This is a genomic window from Sporolactobacillus sp. KGMB 08714 (assembly GCF_036598985.1).
Taxonomy (GTDB): Bacteria; Bacillota; Bacilli; order Bacillales; family Sporolactobacillaceae; genus Sporolactobacillus.
This window is the reverse complement of sequence record NZ_JAUUBW010000074.1, coordinates 23654-46685: the sequence shown is the minus strand read 5'-3', so window position 1 is coordinate 46685 and position 23032 is coordinate 23654. Positions and strand designations below refer to the sequence as shown.

Annotated in this window: 26 protein-coding genes; all 26 read right to left on the bottom strand. The window is 50.8% G+C overall.

Annotation, left to right across the window (positions count from 1 at the left end):
- Positions 1-18 precede the first annotated feature (18 nt).
- Complete coding sequence (gene mobP2 / locus Q6A92_RS19725; protein ID WP_274401780.1) at positions 19-1251, bottom strand: MobP2 family relaxase; 1233 nt, start codon at positions 1249-1251, stop codon at positions 19-21.
- Positions 1248-1712 (bottom strand): hypothetical protein, encoded by a 465-nt coding sequence (locus tag Q6A92_RS19720; protein ID WP_274401779.1) that lies wholly within the window; start codon positions 1710-1712, stop codon positions 1248-1250. The genes mobP2 and Q6A92_RS19720 overlap by 4 nt, the downstream gene beginning before the upstream one ends.
- Positions 1709-2008 carry a hypothetical protein gene (locus tag Q6A92_RS19715; RefSeq protein WP_274401778.1) on the bottom strand — a complete coding sequence of 100 codons (300 nt, stop codon included), beginning with the start codon at positions 2006-2008 and terminating at the stop codon, positions 1709-1711. The genes Q6A92_RS19720 and Q6A92_RS19715 overlap by 4 nt, the downstream gene beginning before the upstream one ends.
- On the bottom strand, positions 2005-2256 hold the full coding sequence (locus Q6A92_RS19710) for a hypothetical protein (protein ID WP_274401777.1): 252 nt from the start codon (positions 2254-2256) through the stop codon (positions 2005-2007). Before Q6A92_RS19710 ends, Q6A92_RS19715 begins: the two co-directional genes overlap by 4 nt.
- 325 nt (positions 2257-2581) lie before the next feature.
- A complete protein-coding gene (locus Q6A92_RS19705; RefSeq protein WP_274401776.1) occupies positions 2582-3409 on the bottom strand; it encodes a hypothetical protein in 828 nt (275 codons plus the stop codon).
- 13 nt (positions 3410-3422) lie between these two features.
- The gene (locus tag Q6A92_RS19700) at positions 3423-4454 is read right to left on the bottom strand and encodes a bifunctional lytic transglycosylase/C40 family peptidase (protein ID WP_274401775.1); all 1032 of its coding nucleotides are present in this window, start codon (positions 4452-4454) and stop codon (positions 3423-3425) included.
- A 12-nt stretch (positions 4455-4466) separates the two neighbouring features.
- On the bottom strand, positions 4467-5135 hold the full coding sequence (locus Q6A92_RS19695; RefSeq protein WP_332239100.1) for a hypothetical protein: 669 nt from the start codon (positions 5133-5135) through the stop codon (positions 4467-4469).
- 2 nt (positions 5136-5137) lie between these two features.
- Positions 5138-7033 carry an ATPase gene (locus tag Q6A92_RS19690; RefSeq protein WP_332239099.1) on the bottom strand — a complete coding sequence of 632 codons (1896 nt, stop codon included), beginning with the start codon at positions 7031-7033 and terminating at the stop codon, positions 5138-5140.
- Positions 7020-7472, bottom strand: a complete 453-nt coding sequence (locus Q6A92_RS19685) for a hypothetical protein (protein ID WP_274401772.1) — start codon at positions 7470-7472, stop codon at positions 7020-7022. Before Q6A92_RS19685 ends, Q6A92_RS19690 begins: the two co-directional genes overlap by 14 nt.
- Before the next feature lie 125 nt (positions 7473-7597).
- Entirely contained in the window at positions 7598-8917 is a 1320-nt protein-coding gene (locus Q6A92_RS19680; protein ID WP_274401771.1) for a hypothetical protein, read from the bottom strand.
- A gap of 123 nt (positions 8918-9040) precedes the next feature.
- On the bottom strand, positions 9041-11599 hold the full coding sequence (locus Q6A92_RS19675; protein ID WP_274401770.1) for a DUF6273 domain-containing protein: 2559 nt from the start codon (positions 11597-11599) through the stop codon (positions 9041-9043).
- A gap of 6 nt (positions 11600-11605) precedes the next feature.
- A complete protein-coding gene (locus Q6A92_RS19670) occupies positions 11606-12670 on the bottom strand; it encodes a WxL protein peptidoglycan domain-containing protein (protein ID WP_274401769.1) in 1065 nt (354 codons plus the stop codon).
- A gap of 120 nt (positions 12671-12790) precedes the next feature.
- Positions 12791-13129 carry a WxL domain-containing protein gene (locus Q6A92_RS19665; RefSeq protein WP_274401814.1) on the bottom strand — a complete coding sequence of 113 codons (339 nt, stop codon included), beginning with the start codon at positions 13127-13129 and terminating at the stop codon, positions 12791-12793.
- Between the two features lie 44 nt (positions 13130-13173).
- The gene (locus tag Q6A92_RS19660; RefSeq protein ID WP_274401768.1) at positions 13174-13371 is read right to left on the bottom strand and encodes a hypothetical protein; all 198 of its coding nucleotides are present in this window, start codon (positions 13369-13371) and stop codon (positions 13174-13176) included.
- 75 nt (positions 13372-13446) lie between these two features.
- Positions 13447-14511, bottom strand: coding sequence for an ImmA/IrrE family metallo-endopeptidase (locus Q6A92_RS19655; RefSeq protein ID WP_274401767.1), 1065 nt, complete (start codon positions 14509-14511; stop codon positions 13447-13449).
- A gap of 134 nt (positions 14512-14645) precedes the next feature.
- Positions 14646-15227 (bottom strand): hypothetical protein, encoded by a 582-nt coding sequence (locus Q6A92_RS19650; RefSeq protein ID WP_274401766.1) that lies wholly within the window; start codon positions 15225-15227, stop codon positions 14646-14648.
- On the bottom strand, positions 15217-15552 hold the full coding sequence (locus Q6A92_RS19645; RefSeq protein WP_274401765.1) for a hypothetical protein: 336 nt from the start codon (positions 15550-15552) through the stop codon (positions 15217-15219). Before Q6A92_RS19645 ends, Q6A92_RS19650 begins: the two co-directional genes overlap by 11 nt.
- Entirely contained in the window at positions 15549-18002 is a 2454-nt protein-coding gene (locus Q6A92_RS19640; protein WP_274401764.1) for a pLS20_p028 family conjugation system transmembrane protein, read from the bottom strand. Before Q6A92_RS19640 ends, Q6A92_RS19645 begins: the two co-directional genes overlap by 4 nt.
- Before the next feature lie 2 nt (positions 18003-18004).
- On the bottom strand, positions 18005-20161 hold the full coding sequence (locus tag Q6A92_RS19635; RefSeq protein WP_274401763.1) for a VirD4-like conjugal transfer protein, CD1115 family: 2157 nt from the start codon (positions 20159-20161) through the stop codon (positions 18005-18007).
- Entirely contained in the window at positions 20158-20520 is a 363-nt protein-coding gene (locus tag Q6A92_RS19630; RefSeq protein WP_274401762.1) for a hypothetical protein, read from the bottom strand. Before Q6A92_RS19630 ends, Q6A92_RS19635 begins: the two co-directional genes overlap by 4 nt.
- Before the next feature lie 16 nt (positions 20521-20536).
- The gene (locus Q6A92_RS19625) at positions 20537-21640 is read right to left on the bottom strand and encodes a hypothetical protein (RefSeq protein ID WP_274401761.1); all 1104 of its coding nucleotides are present in this window, start codon (positions 21638-21640) and stop codon (positions 20537-20539) included.
- 15 nt (positions 21641-21655) lie between these two features.
- Positions 21656-21886: a hypothetical protein gene (locus Q6A92_RS19620; protein ID WP_274401760.1), complete on the bottom strand. Its 231-nt coding sequence runs from the start codon at positions 21884-21886 to the stop codon at positions 21656-21658.
- Position 21887: 1 nt separating this feature from the next.
- On the bottom strand, positions 21888-22079 hold the full coding sequence (locus Q6A92_RS19615) for a hypothetical protein (protein WP_274401759.1): 192 nt from the start codon (positions 22077-22079) through the stop codon (positions 21888-21890).
- A 29-nt stretch (positions 22080-22108) separates the two neighbouring features.
- Positions 22109-22348 carry a hypothetical protein gene (locus Q6A92_RS19610; RefSeq protein WP_274401758.1) on the bottom strand — a complete coding sequence of 80 codons (240 nt, stop codon included), beginning with the start codon at positions 22346-22348 and terminating at the stop codon, positions 22109-22111.
- 21 nt (positions 22349-22369) lie between these two features.
- A complete protein-coding gene (locus Q6A92_RS19605; RefSeq protein ID WP_274401757.1) occupies positions 22370-22510 on the bottom strand; it encodes a hypothetical protein in 141 nt (46 codons plus the stop codon).
- A 137-nt stretch (positions 22511-22647) separates the two neighbouring features.
- Positions 22648-23019 (bottom strand): hypothetical protein, encoded by a 372-nt coding sequence (locus tag Q6A92_RS19600; RefSeq protein ID WP_274401756.1) that lies wholly within the window; start codon positions 23017-23019, stop codon positions 22648-22650.
- Between the last annotated feature and the right edge of the window lie 13 nt (positions 23020-23032).

Here is a 23032-nt window from a genome sequence, read left to right as displayed (position 1 = left end):
GCTTAATCATTTATTTTTTTACCGGTGCTGTTCCATTTCCCACTGCATTTCTTCATACTTACGCCGGTTCTTCTTACTCTGCAGTTCGTTATCCAGCGCCCGCCGCAAACGGCGCAGATCACGCCGGGAAATACTCCTGGGGGAAGAATAAGAAGATCCCGAAGCGTAGCCGCCGTTCTTCACGCGCTGCTGCCATTCTTCATTCTTCCGGGCGCGTTCCTCTTTACGAATGTTTTTCATTTCGTGGAGCAGAGCATTCCCCAGCTTGCCATACAATTCATGCTGCTTGTTGTCGTAATAATCTTTATAGCGTTCCGTTTCCTTCGGCCCGTCGCCATACAGTGATTTTCGGTAATTCATCTCACTTTTCAGCGCCTCGTCCAGCTGCTTCATCTCTTCTGGATGCTCATGTTCCAGATAGTTTTTCGTGGCCTCATCAATCAGCGGACGAATACTGTTCATCGCGTTGTTATTATATTTCCAGAGCCGCATGTCGCTCGGCAGCTGAGCATAAATCTGATTAAACAGCTGCAGGCTTTCGCGATCATAAGCAAAGTTGAGCGCGACTTTCGACGGCGCCAGGCGCTGATGAATGAGTTCGGAAATCCGTGAAAGCTCCCGGTCGCGATTCAGGAGCGCGTTGGCCACCGTGCTTTTCATTTTGTCGAGCGTCGACTTCTTCCGGGAACCGCGGCGCGCTTCATACATCTCTCCGGTTTCTTTATCTTTAAAAACCTGTTTTGCCCGCGTCGGCTGCGGTTCCACCATCGCCACGTGTACATGGATATTACCCGTGTTGTAATGGATCGACGCCGTCCAAATCGCGGAAACTTCAAGTCCCTCCGCATGCATCATCGCTCGCATCCCCGAACGTATCGACCGCTGAAGCGCGCCTTTATTCAACCAGCCCGTTTGCGGATTATAAAAACCGTTCGCCGCGAGCCAGGCGTTGTCAAAACTGATCACGTCCTGCCACATGCACGATCCATTTTCCTGCGCCGTCTCAAACAGCTTTTTGATCGCCTGCTTTTCTTTAAAATTTAACGCATCTTTTTCTGCGGTAAATATGCCCTCGGATTTTATTGGATTTCCCATGTAGTTGTTATAGCCGTCGTATGAAAGAGCGTTAAACTGTTTGAAATGATCATTACGCACGGCCTCGCTCCGGTCCACATAGTCGACATAATTTTTAAATTTCGCCGACCCGGCCTGGACAAATTTGGAGACAAGGACGATACCCGGACGGGTCACGATTCAGCCGCTTTCTGGGCGGCCTCACGCTGCTTCTTTTTCTCCGCACGCTCCTTCATCCTGATCTGCTGCTCCGTGATGACGTTGGACACGGTATCCGTCGCCTGCTGTAAAATCGACGACTTAAACATCGTCGTTGGAATAAAGGTTTCTTTTCCATTTTTCGGCCTCTGACTCATCAGTTGACTGTTCCAGAGCTCCAATAAAACTCGGACATTCTTATCGACATATCCGCTCCGGATGCGCAGTACATCCAGATCCGTTTTAAACCGCGCATAGACTTTTTCAATCAGCTCGTCCCGAGATGCAACCTGGGCGCGCAGGCGGTCATGCTCCGCAAGCACTTTCTCAATCGTGTCGGACAGGCTCTTGCCGCCAAGGCGCTCCTGCTGCGCCTCAAGATAGGCGAGGCCGTACCTGGATTCCTTTTCTTCTTTCAGTCGAATGTTTTTTCGGATCATTGACTCACCCCGCTGCTTTCAATTAACCCATTCACGTCTTCTTTCATATCTGAAGAAATGTCTTCTAAAATTCTCTGAGCACCATTCAGAATTTCTGTTGTCTGATCGATGAGTTCATCTCTTTCTCTCAGCAAATACTCATGTTCTCCTAAAATTATTTCAATTAATTTTGATTGACTATCGATCATATCCGCGGGCATGCCTTCAGCAAGATAGCGTTCACGCTGAGCCGATAAATAATCAATTCCCCATCCCTTCTCACCAGACTCTTTAAAACTAATTTTCTGAGCGATCATCTCAACAAACCCTCCCTTTCTTCTTTTACTAGGCCGCCCATAACTTCCGTATTTTCACGAATGGCCATGGCACAAATTTTCATTGTCTCTTCCATCCTTTCCAGCAAGTCAGTGATTTCCGGCTGGGTCAAATTCAAGACAATTAGGCGACGCAAATATTCCTGCTGAGACATATGATTATGGCTGGCCCGCATACTCAGCGCAGCTAGTGTTTCTTTTGAAAGACCATGGATTGTAACGCCAGACATGATAACCACCTCCGATTATGGCAAATCCTGGTGCAAAAAATTTGTAAGAGCATAAGGGAAATCTGTAACCATTTCATGGTTAAAACCGCAGTGCGGTTTGATTTCTCGTGGTTACGTTTTTACTAAGGAATGTGCCATTTTTAACGTTTCGGACACACCATATTCTGGTAAATGCACGATTTCCCTTCATTTTGGTGCCCTCCATAATTTTCCTTAAAAACCTGAAAAGAACAAATGTGCCTCGTTGGGTGATTCCGACACACCATATCTTGGAAAAACACGATTTTTGTCGTTTTTGGCACTCCATCTTTTCCCATTTTTTCGCTTATTTGTTCATTTTTTTAAGCTTGTCCTGCAACAAACCGATCTCCTGACGACTGTCCTTGGCACGCGTTTGGCTCTGCTGGATGTCGTTTTGGAGACCGTTAATTTGTGATTCATAGCTTGAAATATTGCTCTCCGTCGTCTGTTTGTCGCTGCCGGTTTGGTAGCTGGCCTGATCCTTTAACGCGCGGATCTGGCTGTTCAGCGCATGGATATTCTGACGATCGGCGGCCTGTTTCCGTCCCTCTTTTGTGATGGATTGCTCACAGTCTCCGATCAGGAGATGATAATAATCTGCTGCATGTTCAGACATGGAACGGCTTTTGAAATGTTTCACTTTGACCGCTTTCGGTTCGGAAACGTAGAGCTTCTGGTTGTCCGAAGTAAGTGATAGCCCAGACGATCCGGTGTCACTGACAAGCACCGAAACATCCGTCCATCCGGCCGGCAGCTGATGGATATAGAGCAGGTAATAGTCGTCCACAATCTTAATAAGCTGTGTCGGGTAGTGCGCCTTGACGTTTGTTTTTTCCGCTACTTTAACTGCGTAACCGGTTGGAATGGCATTCGCGTTGCTGTCGATAATGAGGCCGATCTCCAATAAATTTCTATCCGCATAAAAAGTTCTGCTGGTCATTTGTACCGTGATTTCGCCCGTATTAATTTTTGTTCGGAGTGCAGTGTTTTCGTAGTCTTCAGGCACATGTACGAGCAGACGGCTGAGAAACAAAAAAGCGTATGCCGCGATCAAAACCCCCGCCAGCACACGATAAATATTTTCCTTATGATCAAAAAATTGTTTGAGCTTTCCAAGTAAACGTTTCTCCATTTTGACCTCCTTTCTACTGCGTCAGCTGCACGACGACGCCTTTGAAATGGCTCTTCCAATAACTATTGGACAAGCTAGAAATCGTGACGCCGTGACTGTCATTGCAATTTAAAAATCCGTCGCCGTTGCCCATCCAGATGCCGACATGGCCGTTTGTTTCATAAGTGTCGAAGAAAATCAAATCACCCGCCCGGATCTGGCTAAAAGAGACGCGGTGACCTTCCTTGACGAGTTCATCGGTTGTCCATCCGACGTTCACGCCGGCCTGGGCAAAAGCGTAATGCACAAAGCTAGAGCAGTCAAAACGACCGGCAGCGATATCACTTGGATTCCGGCCGCCGCCGAATACGTAAGTGCTGTGGCCAATGTATTTCTCGCCAGCGGCAATCGCTGCAGCGACCTGCGGACTGCTGGCCAAAATCGGGCTGCCTTGGCCAGCAGTGGGGACCAGGTAACGCTCGACATGCGGCACATAGTCTTGATCTCCATAAGCGTAGGTTCCGTTGCTCCGCATCTTTCCCTGGCTATGAATTCCTGCGAAGGCGATAGCCGTGCTTTTCGAGTAGCCTCCACTTTGTGAGATAGTGTAGTCAATAAAACCGTAGCCAAAGTTATAGGCTTGGATTGCCGTCTCCAGCCGGTTCTGTGAGGCTTTCTGCGCAGCCTGGTAGTCTCTGGCATACTCTTTGACGCCGTTAATAATTGAGTCTGTTGGGTCTTTTGCGCCGTCCTGCATGACGTCGTTGCCGTCGCCCCCGGATTCTTGCATCATGATCGCGAGGATGACGTTGACCTGGTCGGGAATGCCGTTTGCTTTGCAGTATTGCTCAACCAGAGACTTGTAACGCAGGACGTCTGGGGAAACATTCAGCGTACCGTCTGTCGATCCGGTATCGGGGGATGATAGGATGCCAGCCAGCATCACTATCAAGGCGAGAAGAACCAAAATAATGAGCACGCCAGAGACCCCAACGCCACCAAGCAGCCAAAAAAGCCATTTCCGAGTCACGGTCTTTTTAACGGCCGTCACGGCTTGAGAAGCCATACTGCATCCCTCCTACTCATTCAAGCTTGATGCAAAGTAATTGACTTTCAATGCACCGTTTTCTGTCTTCAAATCCACACTGACCGTATCTTTCTCGCTTCCCATCAGCTTGTTATTTGAGTCAAAGGTTTGAACTTGCATTGTTGCTTGAACCGTCTCCACATCGCCATTTTTACTCGGTGTCTGGGTCACGACATTTGAGATTCTACGGAAACGGTAAGACGGCACATGCGTGTTATTCGTCTGCGCGTTCGAAAGGGCTTGATAGAACCCGGCATCTGTAAGGGTCTGGACATCAGCCAAATGCTGATAGGGGTTGTTCCAGTCATACGTGAAATATTGGCTGATAAACTGCGAAACGACCGCCTTTGCGCCGTCTGCATCCATCACTTGGCCAGGACTGGATACAGGCGATCCAGATACCGTAGAATGAGCAGAAGAAGAACGTGAGGAAGACGAATTAGCTTTTAGGCCCTTGTCGTCCGCCGGGCGTTTACCAGCAATCGTCACCTGCTTGTCAGGGGCACTAACGGACGGTTTTGCAGGTGCAAGGCGTTCCCATAGATACAGACTGCCAACCAGCACGAAGCCAGACAAGAGTAAAAAAAAGAGCAACCGGCTGCGCCGGAGCTCCTGTTTTGATTCCGACGCACGATCTGTCGGCTGATGGTTTTTGAACAAAATCAAGCGCCTCCTTTGAAGAGATCCAGTTCATCCTCGGTAACTTCGACGTGAAAAATCAGATTCTGATCACCACTGATCGACAGCAGAACATCGCCCTTTTCAAACTTTGGAATCATCGCGTATTCGTTTTCCGTGATCTGATCCTTAAATAGGCGGCGAACGAGATCCATGGAAGACTCATCCGTTTTGACCAGGAACTTATATTGCGTAAGTCCAAAGATCTCAGCCAATTTATTGGCGGCACGGATGGTTTTCGGATCATTAGCCCCAGCTGCCTTTGGGAACATGCGCTCCAGGCGTTGCGTGGCCAGAACGACTCCAGAAAAAAACTTCCGATCTTCAGACAACAGCGTCGCAAAAAATTCGGCGGTAAACCAGGTCTGAAGGTTCAGCCAGTTATGACACTCATCACCGATAATCAGAAAACGGGTGATGTCCCACCAACTTTTCAAGTGATTTTCATAGGCCTCTTTTTCACGCCGACCGATGCGCATCATGTCGCTCCAGATTTGCGTCAAAGCGTTGTAGATCTGGATATTGAAGATATCTTCATCAAAGGCGCTCAGGTTGCCAATGTCATAGAAAACGATTTGCTCATTCATAAGATCCGGAATGGTGGTCGGACCGTCGAATAGGTCCGAAAAAGAGTTCACCAGTTTTTTAATCAGCTGCACGATGTCGCCAATCCGTGCACGGATTCGGTCTTCTTTTTCAGCGGCGTACCGGTCTTCAATATAAGTAAAGAAATCACTGAGAATAGGATATTGATCCTCTGGCAAGTCCGTGATGTGCGTTTGTCCATTGCCCCAGAGGTCAATGCTTTTATAGAAGTCATAGACGAGCTCGTCAAATTGGTTAAGATCCGTACTGGTCGCTTCCAGGTTTAGAATATGATAGATCATGTGCAGCTTGGAAACATGTTGACGGAATGAGCCGGCTTCGTCAATCGCTAGATTATCCTCACCTGGTTGCGTAATAGTTGGAAACACCTGCATGAGATTAATCCGTCCGCCTGTTCCGTCCAAATTGATTGTTTTCCCGCCTTGATCCTGCGTGACAGCCAGAAACTCTCCCGACTTGTCAAAACCCCGGATATAGTTCCCTTTGGCCGCATTGTCCCGGAGAATGCGCTTAATAAGCGTTGACTTGCCGCCGCCTTTATCGCCTGCAATAAACACGTCATAACTGAGCCGGCGGTTTGTCTTATGAAACATATCCCAATAGACCGTGCCACGCGTCCGCGTCAGTCCGTAAAAACCCGCAGTTGGATCGCGCAGACTGGTCACATTGTGGGCAAAACCGATGCCCATCACTTCAGCTGGTATTTCTACGCCCTCCCGGTGTGTCCGCAAAATCTTTTGTGTCGGGGCATCCAGAAAAAGTGACTGCCATTCCTCCTTCGCTTCCGCGAGAAAGACCTGGCTTTTGTAGCCGTCGGTGTCCAGTTGCTTCACAATCTCACCAATTCTCTTTTGTAGATCCGCCCGGGTGGCCGCATGAAGATAGATCCGTACTTGTACACGTTTGATGACCTCCCCATTTTGCCGGACATCCAGGCCGAGCTGACGGAGCGTCGCCAGTTCTTCGCCAGCGACGTCGGCATCCTGCTGATGTGTCGCCTCTTTGACCCGTGCAGCGAGTTCGTCAGTAGAATACTTGATCTGTGCACCATAGTCGATGCTCGTCTCAGTCATCGTGTCGACGGTGACGATCGTGTCCGGCAGACTGGTAATGGTGTTCAGCCAGTAAGCGGAAAACTGAAAGGGGAACCGGTAAATATGAATACAGCCCTCATAGCCATTTCCTTTCCGGATAAAGAGTTCGTCCTTGAAGGATAGCCCGCCTTGCGGTTGCGTGTCATACACGAACTGCAGGTCTTGTTCAATGGACGGCATGATGCTCACTTCCCTTCTTTTTATCCGCATTCTTCAAGGCTGCAGCATCGCTGCACGTGGTCAGTGCATAGGCAATGCACTCAAAGAACGCGCGCCGCCCCAGGGGGACTTTTTCCGAAAGCATCGTCAGAAAATGAGCGAAGGATGTTTCCTGAAAATCTTCCTCGTAGAGAGGAACTCTGGCCATGTACTCCTGACTTTTATTGGACGGCCGAAGAACCGCACAGCGGCAGTTTTCGCCATCATGAAGTTCACGCATTTTGCTGCCAGGCTTCAGGTAGCAGAGCCGTGCACCGTCCGGATCGTAAAAAACACGACCAAGATTCGCATTGCGCACATACTGATTGACCTCTTCGCCCGATGCTGCTTCAAGCGTTTGAACAAGTAGTTCAATTTCAAAATCATCTCGTTCGAAAATACCGGCAATTTGAAACTGCAAAATCTCACCTTCCTAGTTTATTGAGCTTTAAAGAACGAGCCTGCCGCCTGTAGACCGTGCATCCCCCCTTTTTGGTATGTAAAAAAGGGAACGGCCGAAGCCGTTCCCAGATCGTGTGTATGTTATTAAAGAATGTGCTCCGCGGCCGCCGCTCGATTGTTGTTTACGGAAGGATGGGCTTTCGATCGCGGGGGCAACGTGTAGGATGGTGTCGCTTCTCGATCCGGAGTCTCGTTTTTCGTTGAGATCTGTTGACGTAAGGCGTGGACATCCGACGCACAGTCCCCCAGATCCTGATCGAGGAAAGCCTGACGCTTGGTCAGCGATGCCGGAGACGTCGCCAGTGCGGCATCACGTTTGATCAGATATTGTCGGAACTGTTCGGCTTCCCGTTCTCCCGGCTCGCCATGTCCGAGAACAGGCCCCTGCTTCAGCCAGGTATTCAGTGCCTCCCGTCGCAATTGAAAACGGGCATCCGGAGAAAACATAGCATCACCAGCAGCGAGCGCCTGTTTGTCGATCGGGTAATATTCCCGGCCAACAAAATCATTGAACACGATCTTCTGATAGTTCAGACGATACGCTTCGGCAATCCGCTCATCTCCTGGGCGCGGAGGGCCCTTGGGTACACTGCGATGAAGCGCGACCCGCTTAGCCACCGCATCAGCGTGCGTGGCAATGCGGCCGTTCAGGCTGATGAAGCCGTCGATCAGTTTGTCCTGCAGCACCGTCTTCAGCTGTCCTGGAGTTGCTTTGACCGCTTTCAGCCGTCGATCCGCCTGATTTTTCAACCGTTCCATCCGATCGACCAAGCCCTGTTTATAATCGCCCAGTCGCTGCCGCCAGCTTTTGGCCGGTGTTGGTGCCTCACGTTCAGCAAAATATTTGTCCAAGAGACCATGCACTTGTTTCAAATGATTGTCCAGCAGCCGTTCAACATCTTTAGCCGAAAGCGTCTCTGCTTTGGCTTGATCGATTTTTCGTTCCAGTCGGCGTTCCAGATGACGATACACACCCAGGAGATGGCGGTTGGTCAGGTTCGCCACGGCCAGATCTTCCAGGTGCGGGCTGGGCGCAGGGCGCTGATTCGATCGTGTGTTTCCTGCTGGCCAGGTGGCCGTCGGATGCGTTTCCCCCGAATCTGCCTGTTTCGATTTGATCGTTTCCGCCTGTCTTCCCTGTGTTTTTTCTGCGGTAACCTGTTCTGCGTTCGTCCGATCCTCTTGAGGGTTAAGGGTCATATCCACCTGTTCCCGGGCCGCAAGTTCTTGCTCGGCCTTCTCGCTTTTCTCTAGGCGCGGGGGCAGGTAGGCAAAGAAACGATCGGAGAAGGCCTTCCACATGTCCTCATTGGCCAAGGATGGCGATACGCCTCTAAGAACATCCGCACCATAGAGATCTTCAGGCGGCTGGTTATCCTGTAAATTATCAAAATCAGATGCCATATACTCACTCCCTTTGTTTGTTTTGGATCTCAATCTCCCTATCTGATCGTGTCGGAGCCCGAATCGTGACAGCATCTTCGCTGGTCTGCATGGCAACAACTCCTTTTCTTGTACGCTCAATATCTACGGGGCACTGACTAAATCCTCGGTAACCGTCGTCTGATAGGAACCAGCATAGGCGCTTGCCGGCGCAGTCACGCGCAGGGGGGCGTTGATCGTATAACTGCCGGTCCCTTTTCCCGAGGCCGCCGAAGCCACGCTCACCGCGCTACCAGCATCGATCGCCTGATAGCTGCCGAGTGGGCTACCAACCGTCCCATCACTGCCGCTGATCGACGGTGTGCCGACCTGAAGAGTGTTGGCTGGCAATGTATGGCCATGACCGGAAAGCCGGCTCGCCTGCATCGTGACATGCCAGCCAGTGCCGCTGCCCCGGTTATCCTGCACACCGAAGGCACCCGTTGAAAAATTAAGCGTCTGACTCTTCCCGTTGTCAGAAGTTGAAGCAGACAAACTCGTCGATGGGGTTTGATTAATCCAAAGCAGGCTGCCCATATTGCTCACCGTGACGGTCTGGGTTGATACATTGCCCACAGCATCTTTGCTCTGAAACGTGTACGAACCATTCTGTAAAACTTTATAGGATACCGAATTGCTCGTGTGCCAGACACCGTCCGGAGTCTTTACTGCCTGAACGCCGGACTGACTATCGACTGCCTGAGCGGTCAAGGTGACAGGCGAATGGACGGTCGATGTCGGATTGCCGGAGACGGTGAGCGTTGGCGGAGAGGTATCAATTTTAACGGTGACCGTTTCCTGAGTCGTTTGACCTCGGTTATCAATAATCGTAAAAATATAAGTGCCCGCCTGATTGAGTGTCCCGGTGTAACTGGCGGCATTCACCGTCTGACCGTTTGGCAAGGTGATCGACTTGATTGTGAAATCAGATACATCGTTCAGCTGGTAGGCGAGCGGGTTCCAAGTGATGCTGGCATCGCCCGTATTAACAATCGGTAAGTTGCTCCACATGTAGAGGTCCATGGCAAAGTCAGAAGGCACCGTGAACGTTTGGTTAAAGCCAACCGTGCCATGAGCTTTGATATAGGCAAGGGTCATTGTGATTTCTGGCTGAAATTTTCGATTAAGATTAAATTCGCCATTGACGAAGGACAGCGTGTCATACATAAAACCGATTTGTAAATTATTGCTTAAATTAATATTGGAAGAATTAAAGGACACTGCGCCCGAAATCGTTATAGATTTCCCATTGTAACTCGTGTAATTGGGGAAAAGATAGGAAACGTTATCTCGATAATTCTGAACGCCCGTGACGGTTGTTCCAACTTGATTATCCGAAGTGATCGTGACGCTGACCGGCTGGGTCGTCCAATCACTGCTTGACTGGGAAACAATGATGTTGCTTGGCGGGTTAATATTGCTAATCGGAACGGTCAAATTGCGGAAGTTTCCAGCCTTGTCCACTGTTTTAAAGACATAGTAGCCATTGCTCTTGATCTTATATGAAAACGATGTAGCTGTTGTTTTCGTGCCATCGGGCAGCAGCGTGTAGGCCACTCCGGATGAATCGTCGGTTGCTGAGAAATTCAAAGCGTAGGATCCATTCTGCCGTTGCGTGAGCGCAGAACTATTTGTGACGGTCAGGGTGGGCGGTGTCGTGTCCGTTGTGCCATGGGTCGGCGTATACGGATCGTTGGAGTAATCGACGTCAGCTGAAGAATAGTTGATCGTGTTCGAATTGACAGGTACGGCTGACTCTTGGGCATCGTATTCCATCTCATCGATTGCATGCGTCGCAATAAGCAGAGCATAGCCATTTTGTTTGTTGACCACCTGCCATTCGACGGGCACACCGAGAAATTGGCCAAAATTAACAGTCTGGCCAATCGTGAGATTACTGGCCAGGGTTCCGCCTACACTGGCCGTAGGCTTAAGATTAAGCGCTGGGACGACCCCCTCAGATTGACAGGGCACATCGTAGTTGGCGGCATTTTTTTCGTCAGCGATCGTGACGACCGTGTCCCAATTACTAAGCGGAGCGAAGTCCGTACCCGTCCACCAATGATCATCATCTGGAACGCCGCGTAGGGCTGTTGCTTGAGAAGTCAATGTACGGTCCATGCTGTACCCGCGCTTTTGCAGATATTGGTACACGTCCCAAGCGCTCAGCAGGAAGACCTTATCGTTGACAAGGTGTGCTGCATAATTCGCGCCGCCACTCAACAAATTAGGAATTGAAAAAGTCAAAGACGAAGATTGTCCTGTGCCTACATTGGAAGCGTAGGTACTGGAGTTACCGGCGTTATACATGCTGCTATACGCCGGCGTGTAGTTCACCCGATGACGCGTGACAGCGATCGCATTTTGATCGGTCGTTGTAAACTCGTGCAGGAAACCTTCGGAAGAAGCCGTCGAAGGAGCAGCGCCGGTATAAGCAACCTGGCCTGCAGCTGCAGAACTGTTGAGAAATTCACGCAAATTGGATGAGTCCCACCAACTTGATCCGTCGACAGTCGGATTGTATCCTGTTGCACCGCCGACCGTTAAATTAAAATTGCTGTTCGCCGACGCGACCATCGGCCAGGCATCCAGAAAAAAAGAAAAAGCAAGGATGAGTGCAGCGGATAAACGGAGGAACCGGCTCCTCAGTCCTAACAGTGACATATCGCATCATTCTCCTTTTTTCGCTTTCTGGTCTTCTTCTCCATCATTTTTTCTCCGTTTCCAAAGGATAAATACTAAGAGCAAAGCCAAAATGATCACGAGGCTGACAAGGGTAGAAATAATAATGATTGTCAAATGATCATAGGGGGCCGCAACCGAACGTGTTTGCGTCTCGCGTTGATAATTCTCCACTGCTTGGTCAGGTACTGTGAATGAATAACGGTCACGAACCGTCTTTCCGTTCACTTCATGAATGATGTCCAACTGATAATCACCAGGAGAAAATGTTTTAGCTCCCCACGGAATGGAATACCCCACAGAGGAGCAGGGGGCCATATTAAAATCGTTGGCACGGCCGTCAAACAGCTTTTTTCCGGAAGCGTCATAAACTTCCCAGCTGAAATTCACGCCCATTGCAATCGTTGCCGATCTGTTCTGAATCTTAGGTAATACAATCGGCGTGCTCGTCGTGATGGCAACAGACGGTTGATGAAAAGTCACGTCCGCAGCCGGTGCCTGACCGACAATAGCCTCAATGCCAATCACGCGATCCACTTGACTGTGAATGACGATGGATTGATTCTTTGACTTTCCTGTGCTCGTCGTCTGGGAGGTTGGGGAAGAAAAGGAAAGGCCACCCAGTAGGACACCCGTGCTCAGGTGATCTGGAAGTTTAAGCGTATAGGTCACATCAAGCGATTGGCCAGCGGCCAGTGTGACTGACTTGGGCCCATAAAGCAATGGAGCCATCGCCCGACTCGGGTCTGTTAATCGTGAGTAAGGGAGACCCTTCTCTGCGGTGTATTGAATGCCTCCAAAGGTGGAGGTCAGGGCATTATCCCGCGTCATATTCACCGTTGCCGCGCGGTCTGAGGAATTATGCAGGGCAACGGTCAGCGGATAACTGTGCCCGGGCTGCGCCGCAAAACGAAAATACCCGAGCGCACTGGCCACTGAATCGGCCGGCTGCACATCAAAATTAAGTGACGCGGCTTGTGTCGGCAGTACTGGAAGTAAGAAAAAGGCAACCACAGGAATTAACACTAAATAAAAATAAATCTTTTTGAACATCATCAACTCTCCTTTTCATTTTTTGACCCTTATGACCTTCTGAATGGCAGCTTTCACGCAAAAAAGAAAACTGAAATTCAGAAAGACACAAGGGAAGCCCTGTGTCTTTCGAAAACAGCCTTAAGGTGCAGTTGCCAGATCATAGACGATAGACGTTGTGTACGTGCCAGCAAAGGTATTAGCCGGGACATTAACAGTCAGATTCTTTAGTGCTGCTGTATAGCTTCCCATGCCGTTTCCAGCTGTCGCATCCAGCAATGTCACTGCACCGCTATCAATAGCGGCAGCTGCGCCTGTGCTGATCGTTGGGACCGCGCTCGATGTCTGATCAATCTTGTTGACAGACACCACCGGATCAATGCTTGCCGATCCAGTCGGCAGCGATTTTGAACCCGCTGCCACCTTGGGGCAGCTCGCCATGAGATGCCAGCCCGCGCCAGTTCCCGAAGCATCGGTCACGGACACATTGCCGAGTGACACCGCTGCAGACGTGTCGTAACCCGTTAATCCAACCGCCGGTAGCGTGACTGTGCTACCAGAGGGACCGTGCGTGCACCTCCATTAATCGTCACATTCGCGGTCTGGGTGGCCGTTGGGTCAGCCGCATGAGTCACGCCAAGGCCAGAAATAAAAATTAAGGCAGCCACAAAAAGCGCGACTGCCGTTTTCAAAAATTGATGATGAACTTGTACATGAACCATTCAGATTTAAACCCCTTTCCTTGAAATTCACCGACTCACATTCATCGACTTCAGCCTTTTTTCCTCTCACCTCCTTCAGCGGCTCGGCGTCAGTGACGCTGACCTTGGCTTCGATTTTCCGGATAATTTTGAAGACCGTTCTGGCAAACTGTAAACGGCTGAAGCCTCGGATTTTGACGATTCATTCTGGCGTTGCTGAGGTTCTCTTCCTAATTTGTTTTCCAGAGTAGAAATGAAACTTAACGACGTTTCGTGGACCTCTCCGATCAGTTTCTTTTTGTCGTTCAGAGTTTTATTTTTCGTCCAGCTGGCCAGATAGTGCAAGGATTCATTTTTTGTATCAATTCCGAAGTGGCTATGAACGACATAGGCCGTCATCTCCGCTTGAAATTCCTTCTGCCTCATGGTAGTCTTCCCCAGCTTGTCCACCGGATGAAGGGCCGCGTGTGCCAGTTCATGCGTCAGAGTCGTCGCATTCTCAAATGGCGTGTTCCGTGGGTTTAGTTGGATTTTTTTAAGCGTCGGGATAAAGACGCCCTTCGCCGCACCACCGGTATAAGGGCTGCTTTCGTCGATCGACATTCCCAGATTTTTGGCCACCTGACGCAATCCTTTCATCCAACGGTCGAAGTCCTTGATTTCTCCGGTGATATGGCGATTAGGGAAGAGTTCCGGCAATTTCTCAAGTGGACAGGTGGTCTGGGAAATGTCAAAAACCGTTCCGGTCGTGAAACCCCTGTGCGCCTCGATCTGGCGAAGCGCCCCCTCGTTAATCGCTCTGAGCTCTTCTGCAGTCGCCTTCCTAAGCGGCTTCCATTCGCCTGTCTTGGTTCGGAATTTGGCAGGTACCTGAATGGGCACCCAGATCTTTTGACCATGCTCGCCTTTTCGGACGGTATAACTTTTAGACTTCCAAAATGGATAGGAGCCGACCGCCACTGCACCGGGAAACTGCTTTTGAATCAGTGCAGCGTTCGCCGGCGAGTAGCGATAAAACTGACTCATAAACGATAGATATTCTTTCAGCTTCTCCGGATCGACAAAATAGCCGTCAATCGCTTGATCCATTTGGCCAATTAGGCCTTGGATCTCTGCTTTCTTCTCCTCGGGCGTTTTAGGAGAGTAGCGCCTATTCGGCATCGGGAACATCCTCCTCTGCGCCCGCGAACTCCGGAAGCGGAGGCTGCTGCATCCAAAGGACTGGCTGATCAGCTGCGGCGATCGTTACGTCGGTGTCTAGTTGAGCATTCGTTGGCAAAATGATTTCACACCTCTCATAATTGATTGTTGAAACTAAAAAGCACCCGCTTTTTATCGCGAAGTGAGAGCGCCTCCTGTCCCAGATGATCTTTAAACCGTTCCAGGTCCTGCAGACGGGTTTTCAGTTCCTCGATCGTCTTTCCAAAAACGAACAGATAAACGTTGCGCATTCGATGCTTTTTTTCGATGTAGCTCAGCTTCTCTAGCTCAAACTGCTGAATGCGTAGTCGATTCGGATCCGTTGTATGTTCTATCTTGTATTTCCAGTAGTTTTGCTGATCCTGATTGTCTTCCGGAAAGTTGAGATACACCTCTTTAAGCGGCGGCACATATAACTTATTTAGGTTCCACTGACCAGACGTCAGCGTATCGTACTGCATACTGTCCAGCTTATAAAGATCGTACTGCCGGAGCTTTAGGATCTCGATGAACCCGTCAATGAACCCTAATACCTTAGTTATCACATAGCCATCGTCCGTGTACCCGTGGACGGGGTATATCCGGTTGATTTGATCCAGTTCGGCCAGTGCTTTCTTCTCACGACGATTCGTTGGTTGTCGCTCTTTCTCCCGTTTCTCAATCGCGTTAAACGGCATTGCTCTTGCTCCCTTCGGTTGGTTTCACCTTTCCCGGCGGTAAAATAGAGCGGTAGACGCCATGATCGCGGAACAGAACGGTCAACGTTTCTTGAACCATCGTTTTACCCGCTGCGTGTCGGCTCGGCATGAGTAGCACATACACCGTCGTCGGAACCAGTGCCACGTAGATGTATGAAAAACCTGGCAGGACCAAGAATTTTGTCAAGAAAGCCAGACCCCCGCTGGCAAAGACGATCAGCCACTGTGCAATCGACAAGCCATATATACCCGGCTTCACCTGCAAATTGTGCGGCGTTTCAATAAACGTGCGCATGCGGCTCACTGTTTAACCCCCTTCTTCACATTTTTGGAGAGCCAGCCTGGAATGTTTGAAGCATTCATGGTTGTCTGGCTGATGTCATAGACCTCTCCTTGCTGAAAGTCCGTGACCTTCCCAGCTCCATCTTTTACAGGAACCGTCACGGTGATCGGCTGAGCACCTGACTGAATGGCTGCCCCGTGACTGTGCCAAAAGCTGGCGGAACCTACTGCCTGCGCGTTCGGAAACTGTTCTCGAATGCTGGCCTGGTTTGCCTTAGAATAAGCATGTAGCGCCTGCGGAACGGGTGGGGCTGCAATTGGTTGCGGTGAACTCGTAGCCGCAGTCGAGGGGTTCGCGCTCGTTGTTGAAAGAACAGGGTGCGAGGGCTGACTGCTCGACGAAATAGACGGAGTAGGCAAACTTGTCGGTCCAGAAGGCGGACTGTTTGGGCCGCTATCTGCCTGAGTTGGAATGCTGGCTGGGGGAGGCCCCGCAATCGAGTTATAGGTCAGGTCGCGGCTTTTTCGGTAAGCGCTGAAGGGCGCAGAATCTGAGATCCTTTGCGCCATGCCAGCATAGCTATTGGTGAGCTTCCGTCCAGCGGCCTGACCCAGTGTTTCGCGTGTCGTCGGCTGCGGTTCGGTGGCGGCGATTGCCTGTTTCCCTGCAGCGGCACGCTGAGCAACCGAAGCCGGCAGATGAACTTGACCGGTCCCTCTAACGGTGCTGATCGGTTGCGGTGAAAAATGCCCAAAACCGGAAAATGCTCCACTCGAATGAGGACCTGACGATCCGAGGGTCTCCGGACCGCCGCCGGCAGACGCATCGCCTAGAGCAGCAGTGGAGGTCCCGCCTATACTGCCGGAACTGTCGGGAATTGCAGCCCCCCCTTGATCCGAGTTGCCGAAAGCAGGAGTGGATTGGGAAGCTGCAGTCGCCAGCTGATTTCCTGCAACTGCAGCAGAAGGTTTAGTCGCAGCCGCTACGGACGGCCCGGCAGAAGTTCCCCCGGCCCCGGGGGTGCTAAAGCCGAGCCCTTTGGAAGCGGTAGCAATTTTGTCGCCCATTTTCTGAGCGGCCGCCTCGTCAGACAGCGGGGCTTTCATCTCGCCCAGTCCACCCGGCTGTTTGCTGTTGCCAGGCTGGGCATCCGGCTTGACATTTTTCGACTTAGATGGGTCGGCGGCGTTCGTCGCCTTGCTCTTAAATCCATCGAGAGCTCCCTTGCCTGCGCCCAATGCCGCGCCGCCGACGTTGGCTGCGCGGCCAGCCATTTTCTTGCCGACATCCAGTGCCTTTTTCCCAGCGTCGAGGGCACCGCCAGCGGCACGGGAAGCCAGAAAGCCGGCTCCCATGAGGCCCATTGCGCCTTTGATCGCACTGCTCATGCCGGCATTGATGCCAAACAATTCTTCGACGATGTTCGGTCCGTCGATAACCAGAAAACCAGCCGCTACCGTAAAGATCACACGCACCAGATCGCTGATTCCTTTGACACTGGAGATATAGTCCAGAAAAACGAAATAAATCTTCAAGGTCAGCGCCATCAGGTAGAGTACGATAAAAATGTTCCGGATTTTGAGGATCATCTTCTTTGTCCGCTGACCGCTTTCCAGATCGGTGAATGAGCTGCCAATCGCAATCGTTTTGACGAGGGCAAGTTCCATGCTCAGCTGGGCTACTTTGAACATCGTGCTCAACACGACGACCATGGTCATCAGCAGACTGATGATCATAAGAAACGGATGCCAGGAATAACGATAATACGCTTCATCCGCGGTAAACCAATGCGTCTGCATATCTTCGAGTGTCAGTTTCCCGGTGGAATTGCTAAGCTTTTTTGAAAAAATCTTTTTGCCATCATCAGACAGTGGCGAATTGTTGCCAGTATCCACCGCCTCATTAATATCCAGAACAGACACATCGCTGTCGCTTGAAATGTAGTTTTTACTGCTCATTTTACTGGCGTTGAATTTGGCTTTATCCAATAAGTAAAGATCAGTAATGTTGGATTTAATCACCTGTGTCCCGTCGCCCATTTGACTGCTCAAGCTCTTGGCTGAACTTAAACCGCTCTGCCCATAGTTGACCATCTTGTACATCTGCTGCATGCCCCAGGGCATCGCCGCAAAGAAAGTGACGATGACTAGAAAATTGACGATGAGCTTGTTATAATCCGTCCGATGCCGGATAATGATTGTCCAGCCTAAATAAGCAAGAGCCAGCCCTGCCATCGTGAAGAAAAAAGGCAGATAGGGCTTAATGAAGGCATTAAAACCTGAAGAATCATAAAATGCCATGAGTTTATAGGCCTGTGTGACCCCATTACTCAGGCTATTATCAACGGCGGAGAGCCCTTTAATGATTGACCAACCGATCCAACGAAGCAGATCTGTTCCCGGCGAGTTCAGGCTCAGGTAGTCAAGAATGCTCTTCAGCTTGGCTATAATTTGGCTGTCACTGAGCCCCATGATCAAGCCTCCTTTCTTTCTGAAAGCAGTGCAAGAATCTGCCGGATGCCGTCCTTCTGGCTTAGTGCCACATTGCCTTCATAGCCAAAAAACTGCTGAATCGCTTCAACGGTATCCAGCTGATTAAAGGTAGCCGCACGGTCCGGATCGAGCCGGGCAAAGGACTGCCTGAGCAGCTCCAGCTGATCGCCTGTTAGTACGGTTAAAATACCGGTTTCCGTTTCCGGAATGCCTTCAATGTGCTTGTCCTCCAAAGGATCACCTTCTTTCTTTTCCGGATGTTGAAAGTCAATGACCAGTTTATTAAGATCAATGTCCTTATGCGATCCCCACAGGTTCATGTCCTCAAATGTACTCGGGTGATTGAAACGATGCATCAAATATTCATACCGATGGAGCATTTGCGTACCCTCAGCAACATTCGCGAAAATCGGATACGGCTTGATACGCCGGCCCTTCAGGTCGCGGCGATGCTTCGTACGCAAAAGCACCCACTCGCCATCTTGAAGCGAAGAAAGCTCGTCCGGCATTAAAAGAAGACGCTGAGCCTCGCGCTCAGAAAAGACTTTGTCGATCGCCAGCGGATCACCCTGCCGATCCGGCGCAATAGCCGTCTGATTACCGAGCAGTTTGGAAAATTCCTCCGCATCTTCCGGACCGTCCGACATGATGTAGTAACGATTGCCGCAAGCCCCAATAATCGCCGCGGCAAGTTCCTTGCCATATTTGTCCTCCAATTGTGCCCGGCTCTGAATGATTAAATGATAGAGAATGTTTCGGCTCAGACCGACATTCATCGCTCGCGATAAGCCTTCGATCGCTGGGATGTTAGCGGCTTCTTCCAGCACATAATGGACACGTCGGGGTAGCCGGCTTTCCTTCGACAGCGTCGCCTTTTCGCTCAGCACAGCATTGGCCTGGCTGAGAAAAGTCGAAATCAGGCTGTAGTTGGAGTCGTCCCAGTCCGGATAGACAATGAAGAGGGCGACAGGCTTCTCCCCATACGCCATGTCCTCAAAATTCATATCGTTCTGCGCGGTCATGCGTGCAATCGTGTCGTAAGCGTAATTCTTCAGCTTGGCCATCGTCCCGGTAAAGATCCCGGACCGCGTGACCCCTTGTGAGAACTGCACCGTGCCGTACTGCAGCTTAGCCGGATCATTCACGGGTAGGTTGGCAAAAAACGAATCCAGATCTGTCATTCCATTTTCATCCGGATCGCTTCCCAGTTCATTGAGCATGACTGTGACTGTGTACATCGTGATGCACTCCGGATGACCAATCTTCTTACAGATTCCGCAGACAGCCAGGATCAGGGCGTTCGTCAGCGAGATGCTGGACTCTTCCCACATGGGATCTTTGGCGTTTGGGTTATGGAACAGCGAATAGGATAGTGTGTTGCACAGCATCTGGGCCTTCGCGTAATCACCTTTCAAATAAGCCCTTTTGACCAGTTCCAGCGGGTTGTAAGCAATTCCCTGATACGGCAGGAGCAAGTTGAATACCTTCACGTCGTAGCCATGCGCGATGAACTCGGCCCGGGTATTTTTCAAAATATCACCCTTGATGTCAGTAATGAACGCCGAATCTTTTTCCTCCGCGCGCATCACGGCATCCAGGAAGGGATACGTGAACGTTTCTGTCTTGCCGGATTGTGTCGAGGAATCCACAACGGAGTGCGTGTTCATCGTTTCAATGTACAGCGTGTGCTGGTGGTGCAACACGGGATATCCCGATTGTCCCTTGTATTCCTCATCATTGTCCGGAATGGCTTTGTACTGTTCCTGAACCTCTTTCAGCGTGGTCCAGCGCCGCGTGCCCTCCGTACCCAGGTTGATGTCTCTGTAGGCGATCCGCATCTTATACAGTCGGATCGGCAAAAAGATGGCCAGAATAATTGCCACGACAACATAAACCAAGAATAGTGAAGGAACAGGCGTTACGAGCCAGGACATGCATCCCGTAAAGAAAGAGGGACGCTGCGCGACTTGGCTAGCTGCAGTCGTCAGGGTTGTGTGAAGGTATCCTGGCAAACGAATGACCATATTCAGCACGAAATTCACGGCCAGTGTGGCAAGAATGACTACCCCGATGGCATAGGCCGTTAAGAACCACGGCGTCGCCAGAATCCTCTTCCACTGTTTGTAACGCTTGTTCATTGCCTCTGCCCCCGATTGACCGGATCAGCGGCTCGACGAAGTTGGCGAAATAGCCGGATGATCTCAATGCTTAGCGCCCCGGCTCCCAGAACATAAACTGGCCAGGATGTCAGGTGCGGATGAAACAGCCAGGACAGCGTCGAGCCCGAAAACAAGTTGGGCAGCTTTATCTGGAACAGATGTCCACGATGTGCCTGCGCGAGCAATGTATGAAGCATGTCAGGCAGCTGGCCAGTCAGCGTTAATCCGATATTCGCAACCACATAAGCCAAAAACAGAACAGCCGCAAGCCAGAACGGCCACACGTAAGGACGCAGCATAAAGGCAGGCCAGTTGGCTCGGTTTTCATTTTTCTGCATGAACCCATTCCTCCCTTCAGTGCATCCCGAACTGACTCAGGACCTGATTTTTTAAGTGGACGATAGTCTCCATCGCTTGATGAGCCTGATCTGGATGTTGCCAGTACCACAGTCCGCTTAAAAAGAAAGCGACGAGCACCAGCCCGCCGATCCAAGTTCTCCCATGCCCGCTGCGCACCTTCGCCGTTCGGGCTTCCTTCAGCTCACGGGCCAGCCGTTCCTCGTGCCGGGCATCTTCCTCCACCTGTTTTCTCACCCGTTCTCGGTCCGCTGCCAGCTCTTCGTAGAGCTTTGCTTTTTGTTTTGCTTGCTCAAGTTGCACGTCCAGTGCTTTGATCCGTCGTTCCTCTCGTCGAAGCTGCGCCGCCTGATGGTGTTGAACCATGATTTTCATTCCGGTTGCCGTGGATTTAGCGACTTGCTTGACCGCTTGCTTCACGACAGGCCCATACTTCTGCCAGATTGTACGGCAAGTCTTGAGCCTACCGACCAAGCGTTCGAATGCGCGTCGACCCTTGGCAGGAACGTGGACGGGTTCTCCACGTTCCTGATTCGGCTCCTGGCTGACCGCTGCTGCCGGCTCTTGTTTCTCGTTTCTATTCACGTCACTAGCTGTATGGGTTGTCCTTTCGTTTGGAGCCTTTGGACGATGCCGATCCTTTGGCAGTCGCACACGAGAGGCATGCGTACGCACTTCCCTCCGACGATCATCACCCTTGGGCTTTCGCCAGAATGCTAGTCGAGAGAAAAACCGGCCACTTGGCACACACGGTGGAACATCGGCCGGTTCAGGCTCCTCTGGTGCTCGCATCGCTTCAGCTACTCGCTGGAGCAACCGGTCTTTGTCCGCTTCCGGCTCATCGACGAACACAGTCGTCAGCGCCTCCTGTACAAGAAACAGCAAGTTTGTTGGCTGTCCAACTCCGATCAGATGACGGTCTTTAAAAAGTAGGCGATTCCCATCATAGATCACATAAACGACTGCCTCGCTAGATCCGGCAGCCTGCGCCTCCTCCTCCAGTTCCTTTAAAATTTCACTGGCACGGCGAATGGATAGCGGTTGATTTTTCTTCACTCGTTTTCGTAGACGCCGGCTGGCTTCAAAATAGACAGTTAACAAACAGCCCACCCTCTTTTAAAATTTCAGGTTGCCTTGCAGCCACTGCGAAATCGACAGAGAGCTAATGCAGACGGCCAGCCCGATGGCTACGTTGACCATGCCGTCTTTGGCTTCCTGAATTTTCTGTGGATTTTTCTGCATATAAGCAATGCCGTAGATCGACAACTTCAGTGCGGCATAGGCCCCGCTGATTGTGGTAACGAAATTTAAACAGGCAATGATAATATTGACGACCCCTGATGGCATATTAGTCCCGACCCTTCTTCTGTTTTTCGATGAATAAATTCAGCGCCGCATCCAGCGTCGGCACGCCTTCCTCAATGACCCTCCGGTGCTGAGTGTCCAGCCAGTCCTCGTAATCTTGGCCTTGTGCCGCCAGGATTTTGACGGCCATTTCCTTCCGCTTGCGCCTTTCCGCGCGTTCCGTTTTCTCTGACATCCGCAGCCCCCTTTCGTTGTTTTCACAGCCTAATTCAGCTGCAGCTCGACGCCCTTCTCATGGGGCACGAGCCGCTGGATATGAAAAACGCGGAGCGAATTGATCACTCCGCAGTAAAAAACGACCGACAAGCGCCCCATCTTCTCACTTGTCGGCAAATGTTTGACCAGAACTGGCAGTCTGTCTGGCTGCCAAAGAAAACGCTTGTCCCGGTCAATTTGTTGATATTCCTCGTAATCCACGTTGATCGTCAAAACAGACCTCCCCATTCCTTTTTTCCTCCTGACTGATCAGCCCTGCCAGATCGTGTTAAACCAGTTCCACATCGATGTCAGCTCAGTCGGTAGATGCCCAGTCACCGATGTATAAACAATGAGAGTCGCTGCCAGTCCAACGACAACGACTGCGACTTCCATAATCCAGGTCCGCACGTATTTCACCTCCTCTAAAGAAGATTTTTAAAAATATATAAAAAGCCCTGAGATCCAAAGGATCAGGGTCTTTTAAGCAAATATTTGAATGTTTGGGACTCGAATGGTTCAATCAGTTCCATACCGAACGATGCCCCTCAAGAACCGTCCCCCCGGACTAGAGAAACGGCTGATCCCGAAATGGTTTGCGGAGGCAGTTGAATATTGAGCAGAGTCAGCCGTTCCGGTACTTTGACCTGATAGTTGATCACGCTGCCATAAGGCTGTGCCCCGTTGCCGCTCTTGCTTTCCAACCGATAGCGTCCCCCGTACTTTTGTTGGTCATAGGCGTTGATTTCCGTCATCGCGCTGCCAGTCAGCCCTCCGTTGCGCTGAATCTGATAGTCGACATACTGCCGGAAATCATACGCCTGACTGCGCTGTGCCCAATATGCTGCAGACGTACCAAGAGCGGCGATCAGAATCGCAAAAATAATCAGCGTCGCGATATTCAGTACCCAAGTTCGCATAGCTTACCTCCCC

Excerpts from the sequence above, each read along its gene's own strand:
- Q6A92_RS19720 (WP_274401779.1), bottom strand. The coding sequence starts at position 1,712 with ATGATCCGAAAAAACATTCGACTGAAAGAAGAAAAGGAATCCAGGTAC.
- Q6A92_RS19715 (WP_274401778.1), bottom strand. The coding sequence starts at position 2,008 with ATGATCGCTCAGAAAATTAGTTTTAAAGAGTCTGGTGAGAAGGGATGG.
- Q6A92_RS19710 (WP_274401777.1), bottom strand. The coding sequence starts at position 2,256 with ATGTCTGGCGTTACAATCCATGGTCTTTCAAAAGAAACACTAGCTGCG.
- Q6A92_RS19705 (WP_274401776.1), bottom strand. The coding sequence starts at position 3,409 with ATGGAGAAACGTTTACTTGGAAAGCTCAAACAATTTTTTGATCATAAG.
- Q6A92_RS19700 (WP_274401775.1), bottom strand. The coding sequence starts at position 4,454 with ATGGCTTCTCAAGCCGTGACGGCCGTTAAAAAGACCGTGACTCGGAAA.
- Q6A92_RS19690 (WP_332239099.1), bottom strand. The coding sequence starts at position 7,033 with ATGCCGTCCATTGAACAAGACCTGCAGTTCGTGTATGACACGCAACCG.
- Q6A92_RS19680 (WP_274401771.1), bottom strand. The coding sequence starts at position 8,917 with ATGGCATCTGATTTTGATAATTTACAGGATAACCAGCCGCCTGAAGAT.
- Q6A92_RS19675 (WP_274401770.1), bottom strand. The coding sequence starts at position 11,599 with ATGTCACTGTTAGGACTGAGGAGCCGGTTCCTCCGTTTATCCGCTGCA.
- Q6A92_RS19670 (WP_274401769.1), bottom strand. The coding sequence starts at position 12,670 with ATGTTCAAAAAGATTTATTTTTATTTAGTGTTAATTCCTGTGGTTGCC.
- Q6A92_RS19660 (WP_274401768.1), bottom strand. The coding sequence starts at position 13,371 with ATGGTTCATGTACAAGTTCATCATCAATTTTTGAAAACGGCAGTCGCG.
- Q6A92_RS19655 (WP_274401767.1), bottom strand. The coding sequence starts at position 14,511 with ATGCCGAATAGGCGCTACTCTCCTAAAACGCCCGAGGAGAAGAAAGCA.
- Q6A92_RS19650 (WP_274401766.1), bottom strand. The coding sequence starts at position 15,227 with ATGCCGTTTAACGCGATTGAGAAACGGGAGAAAGAGCGACAACCAACG.
- Q6A92_RS19640 (WP_274401764.1), bottom strand. The coding sequence starts at position 18,002 with ATGGGGCTCAGTGACAGCCAAATTATAGCCAAGCTGAAGAGCATTCTT.
- Q6A92_RS19635 (WP_274401763.1), bottom strand. The coding sequence starts at position 20,161 with ATGAACAAGCGTTACAAACAGTGGAAGAGGATTCTGGCGACGCCGTGG.
- Q6A92_RS19630 (WP_274401762.1), bottom strand. The coding sequence starts at position 20,520 with ATGCAGAAAAATGAAAACCGAGCCAACTGGCCTGCCTTTATGCTGCGT.
- Q6A92_RS19620 (WP_274401760.1), bottom strand. The coding sequence starts at position 21,886 with ATGCCATCAGGGGTCGTCAATATTATCATTGCCTGTTTAAATTTCGTT.
- Q6A92_RS19615 (WP_274401759.1), bottom strand. The coding sequence starts at position 22,079 with ATGTCAGAGAAAACGGAACGCGCGGAAAGGCGCAAGCGGAAGGAAATG.
- Q6A92_RS19610 (WP_274401758.1), bottom strand. The coding sequence starts at position 22,348 with ATGGGGAGGTCTGTTTTGACGATCAACGTGGATTACGAGGAATATCAA.
- Q6A92_RS19600 (WP_274401756.1), bottom strand. The coding sequence starts at position 23,019 with ATGCGAACTTGGGTACTGAATATCGCGACGCTGATTATTTTTGCGATT.